We start from the raw sequence: 12,771 nt of genomic DNA, 5'->3' as shown, positions 1-12,771 counted from the left end.
GAGATGAACTGAATTCACCAATGGCGGGGCGTGCATGTTTTCTTCCGAGCGCTTGAAGGGTATCGATGTCTTTGTCTGTGTTGCGGATTCAGGCAGTTTCAGGGCGGCTGCCGAGCGCTTGAACCTGACCGCTTCGGCGATCAGCAAGGCCATCGCACGCCTGGAAAACAGGCTTGGGGTACGTGTGTTTCAGCGCTCCACCCGGCGCTTGGCATTGACTGATGCCGGGGCGGCATTCTATCGCACGTGCACCGGGGTGCTGGCCGAGCTGGAAGAAGCCGAGCTGGCCATGCAGGCCGATAATGCCGAGCCGCAAGGCAGGATCCGCATCGACTTGCCTGCAGCCTTTGGGCGGTTGCAGGCGGTGCCGGTCATTTTGCAGTGTGTCCAGAAACATGCCCTGTTGCTGCCGCACATTTCGTTCTCGGACCGCTTTATCGATCCGGTCGAAGAGGGTGTGGATATCGTCGTGCGGGTGGGTGGGCCGGATATTTGGCCTGCTGCGCTGGAACACCGTTTTCTGGGCCGTGAGCGCCATGTGTTCTGTGCCGCGCCAGCTTATCTGAGCACTCACGGCACGCCTTTGACCGACCGCGATCTGGAGCATCACCAGTGTGTGGCCTATGGGCGGGCCGACGGCACGGTCAGCCCCTGGAACTTTGCAGGCAGCCGCCCCGGAGACATAGAGCGCCGGGTGATGCCCGCCAGGTACATCGTAGGAGATGGGGAAGGGCAAGTGATGACGGTGCTGGCGGGGTGCGGCATCGCCCAGTTGCCCACCTGGCTGATCAAGCAGCATTTGGCCGATGGTTCATTGGTCGAAGTGCTGCCCCACCTGGCGAGCGAAGGTTTGGCGATCAATTTGGTGTGGCCAAAAAGCCGTCAGGCATTGCCCAAGGTCCGTGTTTTGCTGGATGCCCTGGCAGCAGGGTTGATTCCGTTGGCGGATTAATGTTCGGGTTGCACTCGCCCTGTGGGAGCGGGCTTGCTCGCGATTGGATCACTGCGGTCTTGCAGTGACAGCGCATCGTCTGCATCGCAGGCAAGCCAGCTTTCACATGTTTTTATGCAGCCTCACAGCGGCAGCATGCGGTCCTGAATGACCCGCTTCATCACCAGCGTTGAGGTCAGTCGCTGGACGTTGGGCAGCGAGGTCAGGCGCTCGTCGTAAAGCTGCTGGAAGGCTGGCAGATCGGCTGCGACCACATGCAGCAGATAATCCGGGTCGCCGAACAGCCGTTGGGCATCGACGATTTGTGAGGTTTCGATGACCGCCGTTTCAAAGTCAGCAATCGCCTGACGGGTCACTTCACGCAGGGTAACGAACACCATCGCGGAAAAATTCAGGCCCAACTCGCTGGGGGCCAGCAGGGCCCGATAGCCCAGGATCACGCCTGAGTCTTCCAGCGCCCGCACGCGGCGATGGCAGGGCGAGAGGCTAAGGCCAACCCGTTCTGCCAGTTCGGTAACCGAAAGTCGGCCGTCGGCTTGTAGCTGCGCAAGAATCTTTCTGTCTATTCGGTCCACGTGGAAGAACCTTCCCTTGTGATGGCTATAGGTTGGGATAAACGAAAGATAATCCTACCAGCATTTCCTTATTCTTCTTTTACTCGCTGGCGCTTTTGACGCTGGCAGAGGCAGGGGGCTGCGGCACCTGAAAAACCATCACGATTCCAGCGTAGAAAGGAAATCCCTTTGACTCTCAGCGTCTTGGCCGCTTTTTGGGCGGTGTCATTTTTGTTCATCATTACTCCCGGCGCCGATTGGGCTTACGCCATTTCTGCGGGCATGCGAGGACGGTTGGTGACGCCTGCGGTGGCGGGGATGTTGTCGGGGCATCTGCTGGCCACGGTGATTGTGGCGGCGGGTGTGGGGGGCCTGGTGGCGCGCAATCCGATGATTCTTACCGGGCTGACAGTTGCCGGGGCCGTGTATTTGCTGTGGTTGGGGGTTTGCATGCTCAGAGACCCCGCGACACCTCAGTCGGGGCAGGGGCAGGTATCCGACTCGTGGTCGCGCTGGGCCTGGAAAGGTTTGTGCGTGAGCGGCCTGAACCCCAAGGTGCTGTTGTTGTTTCTTGCCCTTTTGCCGCAATTTACCGACCCGCTGTCGACCTGGCCAATACCCACGCAAATCATTGCCCTGGGTGCATTGCATGCGGTCAGTTGCGCGGTGGTGTATCTCATGGTCGGCTTCAGCGCCCGGGCCGTGTTGCAGACCCGGCCTGCTGCTGCGAAAAACGTCAGCCGGGTGTCCGGCGCGGTGATGGTCCTGATTGCAGTGGTGTTGCTGGCGGAGCAGACCTACAGTTGAGGCTTGGTCAACTACTGAGGATAAGACCGTGGCAACCACCGAAAGCAATGGGCAAACAACGCCGGGTGCGGTGATTGAATTCTGGAAGCAGGCAGGGCCAAAGCACTGGTTCGCCAAGGATGAGGCATTCGATGCTGTATTTCGCGAGACCTTCTACCGGGCTCATTTTCAAGCCGCCAGGCGCGAGCTTGAGCACTGGATGGCGCAGCCCGAAGGCGCGCTGGCCTTGCTGTTGTTGCTGGACCAGTATCCGCGGAATTCATTTCGCGGCACTGCGCACATGTTTGCCACCGACCCGCTGGCACGCTTTTACGCCCGGCACATGATCGATGGCGGCATGGACAAGGCGCTTGAAGCAGACTTGCGGCTGTTCTGTTATTTGCCGTTCGAGCACTCCGAAGACGCTGCCGACCAGCAGCTGTCGTTGCAACTGCATCACAGCCTTGGCCCGCAAGCCAGCGTATGGGCGCAAGAGCACGCCGATATCATCCGTCAATTCGGGCGCTTTCCCCATCGCAATGATGTGCTTGGGCGCGAAACCACCGGGCAGGAGCGCACGTTTCTGGATGAAGGCGGATTTGCGGGGTAAGAGCAGATTTTGACCGCCAGCAAGGTGTCGGCGCAGCCGTACAGGCATAATTGCCGCCTGAGCCTGAACACCCTCACCTGATGGAGCTGCCGATGAAGTACCCAGCCGTGTTGACCCTGAGCTTTTGTGCCGTTTTTTTGAGTAACGGTGCGATAGCCGCGGGGGATGCTGAAGCGGGGGGCAAGCTGTTCACTAAAACCTGTGGCGGTTGCCACAGCATCGGGGTTAACGCGCGCAATGGTTTTGGCCCGCAGCTTAATGGCGTGATCGGACGTCAGGCGGGCACCAGCGAGGGCTACATGTACTCCGACGCCATGAAAAACTCAGGCGTGGTGTGGAGCCGGGAAAAACTGGCCGCCTACATAGAAGCCCCGAAAAAAGTGGTGAGCGGCACGCGGATGATCTTCTGGGGCATCAGCGACCAGGAGAAGATCGACAACCTGCTGGCCTATATTGAGTCCGTCCAGGGGCAATTCCATCGGCAAGATCCTCCACATTGATGCCGGGCCGCGATCATCGCTTTTCTGCTGGCTAAAAAAAGGCCAAGGGGCAGCACGAGAGGCTTTCAGCATTTATGTTGATGCGGTGATACCCTCCGGTTTTTTCAGGGAAGGAAGATGAACATGCGCAAGACAGCGTCAGCCCTGGTAGCTGCAATGGGCTTGCTCGTAGCGGGCGGAGCCGGGGCCTGGACCATGAAGGACGGCGTTATCCAGTTCAGTAACGGCGAAGTGTCTTATTGCGACGGCTGGGCACTTGATGCGGCCTCAATCATGTTGAGTCGACAGGAGGGCAGGCCCGTTGATTATGTTTACGATGCCTACCATGAGCCTTCGGACATCACCAGGAAAATGCGCGTGCGATTTTTACGCGAAGCCCAGGCATACCCGGTAGAAGATACAAAAGAAAAACAATGGGCTGCTGCAGAAAAGTTCAGCAACAAGGTGAAGGGGCAGTGTTTCAAGTCTTATATCGAGCGCGTTCCGCAATCTTGAACGCCATACCTGTGGTGGTTGTCACAGCATCGGGGAAAACGCCCGGAACGGTTTTGGCCCGCAACTCAATGGCGTGATCGGGCGGTTGGCGGGCACGAGCGCGGGCTATCAGTATTCTGATGCCATGAAGAACTCCGGCGTGGTGTGGACGCGGGAAAAACTGGCGGCGTATATCGAGGCACCCAAAAAGGTGGTGAGCGGTACACGGATGATCTTCTGGGGGATCAGGGACTCCGAGAAAATCGAGAACCTGCTGGCCTACATTGAGACATTCCAGGGGCAGTGATCACTGCACCTCTTTCAGGTAATCCTTGAGCGTCAGCAGCGCGGGGTGCATCTGTTCCAGGGTTTGGGCCTGTGTGAAATCGCCGGACAGCTTGAGCAACTCTCGTCCCATGGCCGTATGCGCACCGCCCAGCGCCTCAAGCGCCAGGTCCAGGCATCGCTCGACTTTAAGCTGGATGGCGTCGAAGTTGCCCTTGTTCAGCTCAAAGGCAAAGACGTCCCGCTGGTAGTCGCTCATGGCCGGATCGTCGCGCAAAATCGGGCTGCCACCGTCTGTCTCATGCACCAGTTTGAGAGAGAAAAGGGCGACTGCCTCCAGCGTCAATTCCATAGTCCGGGTCCTTTAGTCAGTTCAGTGTTTGATCAGGGGAGTGTGGGCTGGCGCGATTGTACAGGGCACCACACGAGCCGGGATACACGGCTCCAGACGCAGTTCGGCGCACAGGCCACCCTGGGGGCGATTATAGAGTTGCAGGCTGGCGCCTATTTTACGGGCAATCATTTCCACTATGGCCAGCCCCAGACCTGCGCCGTTGGCGTGGCCCTGACTGTAAAAGCGTTCGAACAGCCGCTCGACGCACTGTTCCTCGATACCCGGGCCGCAATCTTCAACCCGCAAATGGATGCCCCCGCAGGGTTGTGCGCAGACCAGGACCTTGACCTCGCTACCCGCTGGCGAGAAGTTCAGCGCATTGGTGACCAGGTTCTGCAACGCAATGGCCAGGGCCACAGGGTCGGTTTCAACCCGGCACTCCTCATCACCTTCCAGTATCAGCTCAACGCCTTTTTCCATCGCCAGTGGTGTCAGTTCTGCCAGCTCTTCGCGCACCAATACGGTCAACTGCACGGTACTGCGAGTCGTGGTGTTCAGGCTCGGCTCAATGCGTGCCATGGTCAGCAACTGGCTGCCAATTCGTGTGGCCCGGTCAACGCCGCTCACCAGGAAATCAAGGGCTTCCTGGCGCTGTTCCAGGGTGGCGGCGCCTTGGGCGTTCTGGGCATGTATGCGCAGTATGGCCAGTGGTGTACGCAGCTCATGAGCGGCATCGGCAATGAATCGCCGTTCTCGCTCCAGCAGGTTGTCCATCTGCACCAGCAACTGGTTCAGCGCGGTTTGCATCGGCTCCAGGTCCCTTGGCAACGGCTTGAGATTCAGCGCTTGCAAGGTGTTGGTACTGCGTCCTCGAATGGCGCTGGCCATCGCGCGCAGTGGGGTGAGGCCCCAGCCGATGGTCAGCCAGATAAGGATGGTCAGCAGGGGAACGCCAATGAGGGTGGGCCACAGGGTGTGGCGCACGATGCGCTGGATCAGGTCCTGGCGAATGTCATCGCGCTCGCCCACCCAGATCAGCAAGCCCTGTTGCGGGTCGGCAAGCAGAAAGGCGCACCAGTCATTGCCGTTTTCGATGATGTCGTGGGAGCCCAGCGTGGTGGGCGGTGACTCCAGGACTGGCGCTTGGGCAGAACGCACGAGCAGTTGGCCGTCGCTACGCCAGACCTGGAAGGTCAGGCGAGTTTCGTAAGGATGGGCCGGACCGTCCTCGCCTACCCGACTCATGGCGTCGTCAAAAGCCCGGTAGAGGCGGTCCCAGTTGTTTTCGCCCGGCTCGTGCTGGTTCAGTACGCCTTGCAGCAGACGGGCGGTTTGGGCGAGCTGGGCGTCATAGACTTCTTCGATTTCATGGTGGCTGTCGCGCAACACCAGCCAGCTGATCAGGGCATCGCCCAGCAGGATCAGGATCAGTACCGGGATGAGAATGCGCGCACGCACCGAGTTCATGGCTTGAGCTCCATCACATAACCGACACCACGCACGGTGCGGATCAGTTCGACGGACAGCTTTTTGCGCAGGTTATGAATCAGCACTTCCAGGGTGTTGCTTTCGACCCGGTCCTGCCAGCCATAAAGGGCGCGGGACAAGCGTTCGCGGGTGATCACTTTGCCGGGGCGCACCATCAGTTGATGAAGCAACTGGTATTCCATCGGGGTGACGATGATGTCCAGGCCCAGGTAGCTGACTTGCTGGGTCGCCGGGTCGAGGCTGATACCGGTGTGCTCGAGCAGCGGTTGTGCCCGACCCTGGCTGCGGCGCAACAGGGCGCGGACACGGGCCTTCAGCTCTTCAACGTCGAAGGGTTTGATCAGGTAATCGTCTGCGCCTGCATCGAGGCCGGCGATACGTTCCCCGGTACCGTCGCGGGCCGTGAGGATCAGCACCGGAATGTCGTGTTGCTCGGCGCGCAGTTGTTGCAGCAGCGTCAAGCCATCGAGGCGCGGTAAGCCCAGGTCGAGCAGCAGCAAATCGAAGCTTTCGCTGCGCAGGGCATGCAGGGCACTGACGCCGTCTTGCAGCCAGTCCAGGGTATAGCCTTCGGCGCTGAGCGCCACGCGAATGCCTTGGCCCAAGGCGCGATCATCTTCGACGAGGAGCAGGCGCATAGCACAATCTCTGTAGGAAACGGCGGCATCATGCCGTGTTCAGGCCGGGGCTATTCCCGGAAAGATGTTACAGCTCGTTGCCAACTAAGCTTTTCCTAAGGTTGGTTTTGCACAGTGGATTTCCTACGTCTACTGAGGGTATTTCCATGCGCAAAATTCTCCTGCTGTCCTTGGTGATTGCCAGCCCCCTGGCAATCGCCGGTCCGCAATGTACCTCTGCCGAGCGCTCGCAATGGCAGGACCCGAAGGCTTTTCAGGAACAACTGAAAGCCCAGGGTTACGAGATCAGCAAGTTCAAGATCACCGATGGCAATTGCTACGAGATCTACGGTTTTGACAAAGACAAACGCAAGGTCGAGATCTATCACGACCCTGTGACGGGTAAAGCCGTGAAGGCCGAGATCAAGGGCTGATGCCGGAGCAATTCCTGCGCCTCTGGGACCCGCTGGTGAGGGTGTTTCATCTCTCCATCGCGGCAGTCTTTGTCGCCAATTACTTCTTCAATGAAGCGGGTGACGACTGGCACGTCTGGCTGGGCTATTACGCCGTGGCCTGGCTGCTGGTGCGGCTGGTGTGGGGATTTGTTGGCCCGCGCAGTGCGCGTTGGGCTGACTTTTGGCCAACACCTGCGCGATTGAGTGGCCATGTGCGTTCGCTGCTCAATGGCCGTGCGCAGCATCGCCTTGGCCATTCGCCCTTGGGGGCGCTGGTGATGATCCTGATGTTGCTGGCCCTGCTGACCCTGGGTGTCAGCGGTTTTCTGATGCAGGAAGTCGACGCCTTGTGGGGCGCCGACTGGCCGCTGCTTTTGCATGAAGCCACGGCCAATGTGCTGCTGGCCCTGGTGATCATTCATGTGCTGGCGGCGTTGTTTGAAAGTATCCAGGTGCGGGACAACCTGCCGTTATCCATGCTCACCGGCCGCAGGAGGCGATTGCCGGATGACCCTGTTCAGTAACTCTCTTTTCAACAGGTTTTCTATGCGCCCGTTTTTACTGATCAGCTGCCTGCTACTGGTGTTTTCTGCCGCATGGCTCAGCCATCCGCCCCATGTGCTGGCGCCTTTTGCCCTGGCCGACAAGGAAGGGGGGTCCACTACGGACGCCCCGCAATTCAACAGTCGCTTTGTATCCTCCCATCTCAATGACTTTGTCCATTCGTCCTCCGTCACGGCCCTGCCAGGCGGCGACCTGATGGCGGTATGGTTTGCCGGTTCCCGGGAGGGCGCTGCCGACGTGCAGGTACGCATTGCACGTTTTGATGCCAAAACCACCGAGTGGGGCCCGGAGCAAATACTGGTTACCCGTGAGACAACCCGCGACGGCACCCGGCGTTATATACGCAAGTTGGGCAACCCGGTCATCGCCCTGGGACCTGACAATCGACTGTGGATGTTTTATGTCTCGGTGTCGGTGGGCGGCTGGGCCACCAGCGCGATCAATGTGATGGTCTCGCAAGACATGGGTGCGAACTGGTCGGTGCCCCGGCAGTTGGTGACGTCACCGTTCTTCAACATCAGCACCCTGGTGCGTGCTGCCCCTGTGTTTCATGCCGATGGCTCGATTGGCCTGCCGGTGTACCACGAGTTCATGGGCAAGTTTGCCGAGTACCTGTACTTGAGCGCCGACGGTGCAGTCATCGATAAATTCCGCATCAGCCGTGGCAAGCACTCACTGCAACCGACCATCGTTGCTCAGGATGGCCAGCGTGCAATCGCCATGTTGCGCTACGCCGGTGAAACCCATCACCGGGTGCTCGCCAGCCGCACGCAAGACGCCGGGCAGACCTGGAGTGAGCCGTATCCGCTGGAACCTTCCAACCCCAATTCGTCGTTGTCGGCAATCGGTACGGCGGACGACGGTTTGCTGGTGGCCCTCAATGACCTTGAGGACGGGCGCTTCAAACTCAGCCTGTACGGCACCGATGCGCAGCTTGATCAGTGGCGCACCCTGGTGGAACTGGACCAGTCCCCCGACCCGCTGGGTCAACCGTTCTCCCCTGAGGCTTACAAGGAAATCATCGGCGAAGGGTTTCGTGCGTCCAGCGGCGCCCGCCGTTTGGGCCTGGCGCAGCGTTTTCTGAGCAACCTGGATTACCGCGTGTGCAAGCCCCGTGGCTGTGAATTCGAATACGAGTATCCGTACTTCAGTCGCAGCCCGGATGGCATGTACCACCTGGTGTACTCGTGGAATAACACGTTTATCAAACATGTCAGCTTCAATGAGGCCTGGCTGGCGGAGCGACTGTGATGTTTTCAATGTGGCAAGCCCATTTGAGTTTTGTCCTGCTGGGTTTTGTACTGATCAGTACTGTGCGCTTCGGTGCGCGCTGGCGTCCCTGGTTGCTGCCGGTACTGGTGGTGGTGAGTTTCATTCCGGTCAATGAGCTGGCGCTGGCGGGTTATGTGCGCAGCTTTACCGATGACCTGGCAATCACCACTCTGGTGTTATTGGCGTGGGTCTGCTTGCACCGCCTGGGTGTGGTGCAGCCACTCAAGAGCGCGCAGCGACTGCAGGTGGTGCTGCTGTTTGGCGCCCTGAGTCTGGTTCTGTATCCGGCCACTCTGGGGCTGACTTATTTCGATCCTTACCGCTGGGGCTTCAACCCCCGGCCGATGATTGTGCTGGTGGGGGCGGTGGCCCTGCTGATGCTGGCGCTGCGCAATAGCCTGGCGGTGTGGATGCTGGCGGCGGCAACCGTGGCTTTTACCCTGCGGCTCAAGGCTTCGGAAAACTACTGGGACTATCTGATCGACCCGTTGCTGACAGGCTACTGCCTGGTGGTCGGGCTATGGATGCTGGTGATGGCTGGCTGGCGTCCTCTTTTAAAACTGCAGCGAGGTCAATGATGGGAGGGTTGTACTCACGGCGCCTGCGTTACGGCATATGCGCCATCGGGTTGGTATTTGCGTTGCTGGTCTGCCTGCGGCTGATTTTTGTGCTGGGCTTTTCCGGTGTGGACCTGCAAGAGGCCGCGCTGCTGGAAACCCTGGGCATTGGCCTGCGTTTCGACCTGCGCCTGGCCGTACTGATGTTGCTGCCGCTGGCTCTGCTGGCATGGCTGCCGCGCTGGAACCTGCTGAACACGCGAGCATTGCGCTGGCTGGCGCGCGGCTACTTGTTGCTGGTGTTGGGCGTAGTCGGATTGGTGTACATCATCGACTTTGGTCATTACGCCTACCTGGGCGTACGTCTTAATGCCACAGTGCTGCGTTACCTGGAGGACGCGCAGATTTCACGGCAGATGGTCTGGGAAACCTATCCGGTGCTGTGGATAACCCTGAGCTGGCTGATGGCCGTTGTGCTGTGGACCTACGCGCTGATTCGTCTTGAGCGGATCACCCTGGATCGTGAAAAGCAGTCTGCAGGCGTCGTTGCCATAGCGTCCGTGGCCGTGATCGGCGTCGTTGCCATCCTGCTTTCACTGTTGGGACGCGTGGCCAATCTCAACCTGGAAAACCCGGTGCCTCTGCGCTGGAGCGATGCTTTCTTTTCCGGCAATAACCAGATCGCCGCCGTCGGCCTTAACCCGGTGCTGTTTTTGTTCGACACCCTCAGGGTCGGGCAGTCGCAATTCGATGAAGCCAAAGTTCGAGAGCATTACCCGCAAGTGGCGCACTACCTGGGCGTGACGCGGCCCGATGCCGAGCAATTGAGCTTTGTGCGTGAGCAAGCCGTGCAGCCTTACCGATTTGCCGGTGAGCGTGCGCCCAACGTCATGTTCGTCATGCTTGAATCCCTGGGAACCAGCGCCGTGGGTGCTTACGGCAACCCCCTCAACCCCACGCCGAATCTGGACCGGCTGGCCAGTCAGAGCTGGTTCTTCAAACACTTCTACGTGCCGGTCACCGGCACTGCGAAAACGGTCTGGGGCAGCATTACCGGTGTGCCTGACGTCACCCGCCAGGAAACCGCAACCCGTAACCCCCTGATTACCCGCCAACACACATTGATCAATGCCTTCGAGGCGTACCAGAAGTTCTACATGATCGGCGGCAATGCCGGTTGGGCCAATATCAATGGATTGATCCGGCAGAGTATCGAGGGTGTGAAGCTTTATGATGAGCGTCACTGGCGCTCGCCGCGGGTGGATGTGTGGGGCATCTCCGACCTGGACCTGTTCAAGGAGAGTGACGACATCTTGCGCGCCGTAGCCAGGGACCAGCCGTTCTTTGCTTACGTGCAGACTTCCGGCAATCACCGGCCATTTACCATACCCGCCAGCAACGACAATTTCGTGGTCAAAGATCTTTCCCTGGAACAGGTCCAGGCCGCTGGTTCGCGCAGTGTCGAGCAATACAACGCCGTGCGCCTGCTGGACTACAACATTGGTCGGCTGATGGAAATTGCCAAGGCGGGGGGTTACCACGACAACACCATTTTTGTGTTCTTCGGCGACCATAACACCCGCATCAGCCAGATACCGCACATGGCGCCGGCCTTTGAACAACTGGGGCTTGAAAGTAACAACGTGCCGCTGTTGATCTACGCGCCAGGCAGGTTGCAGCCCAAAGTGATCGAAGAGGCGGTTGGTCTGTCGGACCTGCTGCCGACCGTGGCGGGCATGGCCGGTATTCCCTTTCTCAATGGTGCGATGGGCAGGGATATCCAGCAGCCTGTGCCGGAGGGAGAGCGAATGGTGCCGTTGGTACTGAGCGAAGGGACCTTTCCGGTGATCGGAGGGGTGACCAAGGACTTCCTGCTGCAAATGCAGCACGACGGCAGCTCACCGACGCTGCATGACCTGGCGTCGCAAACTCCCAGGGAGGATGTGGCGCAGCAGCACCCTGAAGAGTTTCAACGCCTGCAAGCCTTGACCCTGGGATTGCATGAAAGTGCGCGCCTGATGCTTTACCGCAATGTTCGCGAGCGTTGATGTCCTGGAGGCGATCGTGTGCAACAAAGGTCACTCGTCACCGTAAGCCCCGAGGGGCGGGTGGTCTTCTAAGCTATAGAGCCGAGATATCCGATAACTTCAGGAGTTGTCATGGCCACGCATGTGATCCGGCTTCACCGCGTCATCAAAGCAACACCAGAGCGCGTCTACCGTGCATTTCTGGATGCCGATGCCCTGGTCAAATGGCTGCCCCCGAACGGATTCACGGGCAAGGTCCACCACCTGGAAGCAAAGGTGGGCGGGACGTACAAAATGTCGTTTACCAACTTCAACAGCGGTCAGGTCCACTCGTTTGGCGGGGAGTACGTTGAATTGGTGCCCCATGAACTGATCCGCTACACGGACACCTTTGATGATCCTGACCTGCCGGGAGTGATGCAGACAACGGTAACTTTGCGAGAGGTCTTTTGCGGAGTTGAATTGAGCGTGGTGCAAGAGGGCATCCCCGGGATCATTCCACCCGAGGCTTGCTATCTCGGGTGGCAGGAATCCCTGGTATTGCTGGCGAGGCTAGTCGAGCCAGAGATCCCGTAACGCTGGTTGGTGCGGTTGCTTGTATCCCGAATTCAATGGGTTTGTTTGGGATACAGGCCGGGGTGCCCGAGGTGTTTTTCAGGCACAAAAAAACCGGCTCAGTGGCCGGTTTCTCTGTGCTGCAAGTCCTGGTAGAGACTTGCAGGTACTGCTATATGGTGCCCGAGGGAGACTCGTGTGTTCTATATAAAACGTGGCCTGCAGCGATATTTTTCGGTTAGGGATACAGGCAGGGATACATGGTTGTGGGTGCTGACCGAATCTTTATCCTCTTAATGTGGTTTGCTGTTGCGCAACGCAGCAGTCCGGATAGGTAATGGAGCCTATTTCTAAATGGCAGGCAGAGGGACATAAGATGGACGTGGTGAAGGTTCAGCAGCAACTACGTGACTTCGCGAAGGAACGGGATTGGGAGCAGTTCCATACCCCAAAGAACCTGGCTTCTGCTCTGGCAGTGGAGGCAGCCGAGTTGCTCGAGAATTTTCAGTGGTTAACGGATGAGCAGGCACGCTCGGTCAAGGATGATGCTGAACGCATGCGCAGGATTGAGGAGGAGGTCGCAGACGTGACCTTGTATCTGTTGCGTCTTGCTGATGTTCTATCTTTGAACCTCCAGGATGTGGTCGATCGGAAGCTCAAAATCAATGCAGATAAATACCCCGCCGACAAAGCTCGCGGGAATGCCAAAAAATACAATGAGCTCTAAGGACGTCAATTAGA

At 58.7% G+C, this 12,771-nt stretch carries 17 protein-coding genes and 1 pseudogene; 13 read left to right on the top strand and 5 right to left on the bottom strand.

Annotated elements, in window-relative coordinates; genetic code table 11:
• Positions 1-34 precede the first annotated feature (34 nt).
• Positions 35-952 carry a LysR family transcriptional regulator gene (locus tag KO536_RS01805; RefSeq protein ID WP_219260886.1) on the top strand — a complete coding sequence of 306 codons (918 nt, stop codon included), beginning with the start codon at positions 35-37 and terminating at the stop codon, positions 950-952.
• A gap of 122 nt (positions 953-1,074) precedes the next feature.
• On the opposite strand, the gene KO536_RS01800 is transcribed toward KO536_RS01805, so the two are convergent.
• Together KO536_RS01800 and KO536_RS01795 are read right to left on the bottom strand one after the other, a co-directional pair.
• Positions 1,075-1,527, bottom strand: a complete 453-nt coding sequence (locus KO536_RS01800; RefSeq protein WP_133079528.1) for an Lrp/AsnC family transcriptional regulator — start codon at positions 1,525-1,527, stop codon at positions 1,075-1,077.
• A gap of 68 nt (positions 1,528-1,595) precedes the next feature.
• Positions 1,596-1,745 (bottom strand): hypothetical protein, encoded by a 150-nt coding sequence (locus KO536_RS01795; RefSeq protein ID WP_219261012.1) that lies wholly within the window; start codon positions 1,743-1,745, stop codon positions 1,596-1,598.
• Between KO536_RS01795 and KO536_RS01790 the strand changes: the two genes are divergently transcribed.
• The 5 genes and pseudogenes from KO536_RS01790 to KO536_RS01770 form a co-directional block, all read left to right on the top strand.
• Positions 1,696-2,313: a LysE family translocator gene (locus tag KO536_RS01790; protein WP_219260885.1), complete on the top strand. Its 618-nt coding sequence runs from the start codon at positions 1,696-1,698 to the stop codon at positions 2,311-2,313. The genes KO536_RS01795 and KO536_RS01790 overlap by 50 nt on opposite strands.
• A 28-nt stretch (positions 2,314-2,341) precedes the next feature.
• Positions 2,342-2,902, top strand: a complete 561-nt coding sequence (locus KO536_RS01785; protein WP_133079530.1) for a DUF924 family protein — start codon at positions 2,342-2,344, stop codon at positions 2,900-2,902.
• 92 nt (positions 2,903-2,994) lie between these two features.
• Entirely contained in the window at positions 2,995-3,402 is a 408-nt protein-coding gene (locus tag KO536_RS01780) for a cytochrome c family protein (protein WP_219260883.1), read from the top strand.
• A gap of 123 nt (positions 3,403-3,525) precedes the next feature.
• Entirely contained in the window at positions 3,526-3,897 is a 372-nt protein-coding gene (locus KO536_RS01775; RefSeq protein WP_133079532.1) for a hypothetical protein, read from the top strand.
• A 7-nt stretch (positions 3,898-3,904) separates the two neighbouring features.
• A pseudogene (locus KO536_RS01770) lies at positions 3,905-4,183 on the top strand (cytochrome c family protein); the annotation flags it as partial.
• On the opposite strand, the gene KO536_RS01765 reads toward KO536_RS01770, so the two are convergent.
• The 3 genes from KO536_RS01765 to KO536_RS01755 are packed head-to-tail and all read right to left on the bottom strand — an operon-like array spanning position 4,184 to position 6,621.
• A complete protein-coding gene (locus KO536_RS01765; protein ID WP_219260882.1) occupies positions 4,184-4,513 on the bottom strand; it encodes a hypothetical protein in 330 nt (109 codons plus the stop codon).
• 21 nt (positions 4,514-4,534) lie between these two features.
• Positions 4,535-5,962, bottom strand: coding sequence for a sensor histidine kinase (locus tag KO536_RS01760; RefSeq protein WP_219260881.1), 1,428 nt, complete (start codon positions 5,960-5,962; stop codon positions 4,535-4,537).
• Complete coding sequence (locus KO536_RS01755; RefSeq protein ID WP_133079535.1) at positions 5,959-6,621, bottom strand: response regulator; 663 nt, start codon at positions 6,619-6,621, stop codon at positions 5,959-5,961. Before KO536_RS01755 ends, KO536_RS01760 begins: the two co-directional genes overlap by 4 nt.
• A 146-nt stretch (positions 6,622-6,767) precedes the next feature.
• Here KO536_RS01755 and KO536_RS01750 point away from each other — a divergent pair, with 146 nt between their 5' ends.
• From KO536_RS01750 to KO536_RS01720, 7 genes are all read left to right on the top strand, one after another.
• Entirely contained in the window at positions 6,768-7,034 is a 267-nt protein-coding gene (locus KO536_RS01750; protein ID WP_219260879.1) for a PepSY domain-containing protein, read from the top strand.
• Entirely contained in the window at positions 7,034-7,579 is a 546-nt protein-coding gene (locus KO536_RS01745; RefSeq protein ID WP_219260878.1) for a cytochrome b/b6 domain-containing protein, read from the top strand. The genes KO536_RS01750 and KO536_RS01745 overlap by 1 nt, the downstream gene beginning before the upstream one ends.
• A gap of 22 nt (positions 7,580-7,601) precedes the next feature.
• Positions 7,602-8,870 carry an exo-alpha-sialidase gene (locus tag KO536_RS01740; protein ID WP_219260877.1) on the top strand — a complete coding sequence of 423 codons (1,269 nt, stop codon included), beginning with the start codon at positions 7,602-7,604 and terminating at the stop codon, positions 8,868-8,870.
• Positions 8,870-9,469 (top strand): hypothetical protein, encoded by a 600-nt coding sequence (locus KO536_RS01735; RefSeq protein WP_133079539.1) that lies wholly within the window; start codon positions 8,870-8,872, stop codon positions 9,467-9,469. Before KO536_RS01740 ends, KO536_RS01735 begins: the two co-directional genes overlap by 1 nt.
• Positions 9,469-11,496, top strand: a complete 2,028-nt coding sequence (locus KO536_RS01730) for an LTA synthase family protein (protein ID WP_219260876.1) — start codon at positions 9,469-9,471, stop codon at positions 11,494-11,496. The genes KO536_RS01735 and KO536_RS01730 overlap by 1 nt, the downstream gene beginning before the upstream one ends.
• Positions 11,497-11,607: 111 nt before the next feature.
• A complete protein-coding gene (locus KO536_RS01725; protein WP_133079541.1) occupies positions 11,608-12,051 on the top strand; it encodes an SRPBCC family protein in 444 nt (147 codons plus the stop codon).
• Positions 12,052-12,367: 316 nt separating this feature from the next.
• Positions 12,368-12,757 carry a nucleotide pyrophosphohydrolase gene (locus tag KO536_RS01720; RefSeq protein ID WP_257622706.1) on the top strand — a complete coding sequence of 130 codons (390 nt, stop codon included), beginning with the start codon at positions 12,368-12,370 and terminating at the stop codon, positions 12,755-12,757.
• Positions 12,758-12,771 lie beyond the last annotated feature (14 nt).

Source organism: Pseudomonas sp. NKUCC02_KPG (genome assembly GCF_019345465.1).
Classification (GTDB): Bacteria; Pseudomonadota; Gammaproteobacteria; order Pseudomonadales; family Pseudomonadaceae; genus Aquipseudomonas.
Note: the sequence above shows the minus strand (reverse complement) of the source record. Positions and strands in the feature narration are given on the sequence as shown.

What these genes read in the sequence shown, in the direction of transcription:
- KO536_RS01805 (WP_219260886.1), top strand. Translation starts at nt 35, where the DNA reads ATGTTTTCTTCCGAGCGCTTGAAGGGTATCGATGTCTTTGTCTGTGTT.
- KO536_RS01795 (WP_219261012.1), bottom strand. Translation starts at nt 1,745, where the DNA reads ATGAACAAAAATGACACCGCCCAAAAAGCGGCCAAGACGCTGAGAGTC.
- KO536_RS01780 (WP_219260883.1), top strand. Translation starts at nt 2,995, where the DNA reads ATGAAGTACCCAGCCGTGTTGACCCTGAGCTTTTGTGCCGTTTTTTTG.
- KO536_RS01775 (WP_133079532.1), top strand. Translation starts at nt 3,526, where the DNA reads ATGCGCAAGACAGCGTCAGCCCTGGTAGCTGCAATGGGCTTGCTCGTA.
- KO536_RS01765 (WP_219260882.1), bottom strand. Translation starts at nt 4,513, where the DNA reads ATGGAATTGACGCTGGAGGCAGTCGCCCTTTTCTCTCTCAAACTGGTG.
- KO536_RS01760 (WP_219260881.1), bottom strand. Translation starts at nt 5,962, where the DNA reads ATGAACTCGGTGCGTGCGCGCATTCTCATCCCGGTACTGATCCTGATC.
- KO536_RS01755 (WP_133079535.1), bottom strand. Translation starts at nt 6,621, where the DNA reads ATGCGCCTGCTCCTCGTCGAAGATGATCGCGCCTTGGGCCAAGGCATT.
- KO536_RS01750 (WP_219260879.1), top strand. Translation starts at nt 6,768, where the DNA reads ATGCGCAAAATTCTCCTGCTGTCCTTGGTGATTGCCAGCCCCCTGGCA.
- KO536_RS01745 (WP_219260878.1), top strand. Translation starts at nt 7,034, where the DNA reads ATGCCGGAGCAATTCCTGCGCCTCTGGGACCCGCTGGTGAGGGTGTTT.
- KO536_RS01740 (WP_219260877.1), top strand. Translation starts at nt 7,602, where the DNA reads ATGCGCCCGTTTTTACTGATCAGCTGCCTGCTACTGGTGTTTTCTGCC.
- KO536_RS01735 (WP_133079539.1), top strand. Translation starts at nt 8,870, where the DNA reads ATGTTTTCAATGTGGCAAGCCCATTTGAGTTTTGTCCTGCTGGGTTTT.
- KO536_RS01730 (WP_219260876.1), top strand. Translation starts at nt 9,469, where the DNA reads ATGGGAGGGTTGTACTCACGGCGCCTGCGTTACGGCATATGCGCCATC.
- KO536_RS01725 (WP_133079541.1), top strand. Translation starts at nt 11,608, where the DNA reads ATGGCCACGCATGTGATCCGGCTTCACCGCGTCATCAAAGCAACACCA.
- KO536_RS01720 (WP_257622706.1), top strand. Translation starts at nt 12,368, where the DNA reads ATGGAGCCTATTTCTAAATGGCAGGCAGAGGGACATAAGATGGACGTG.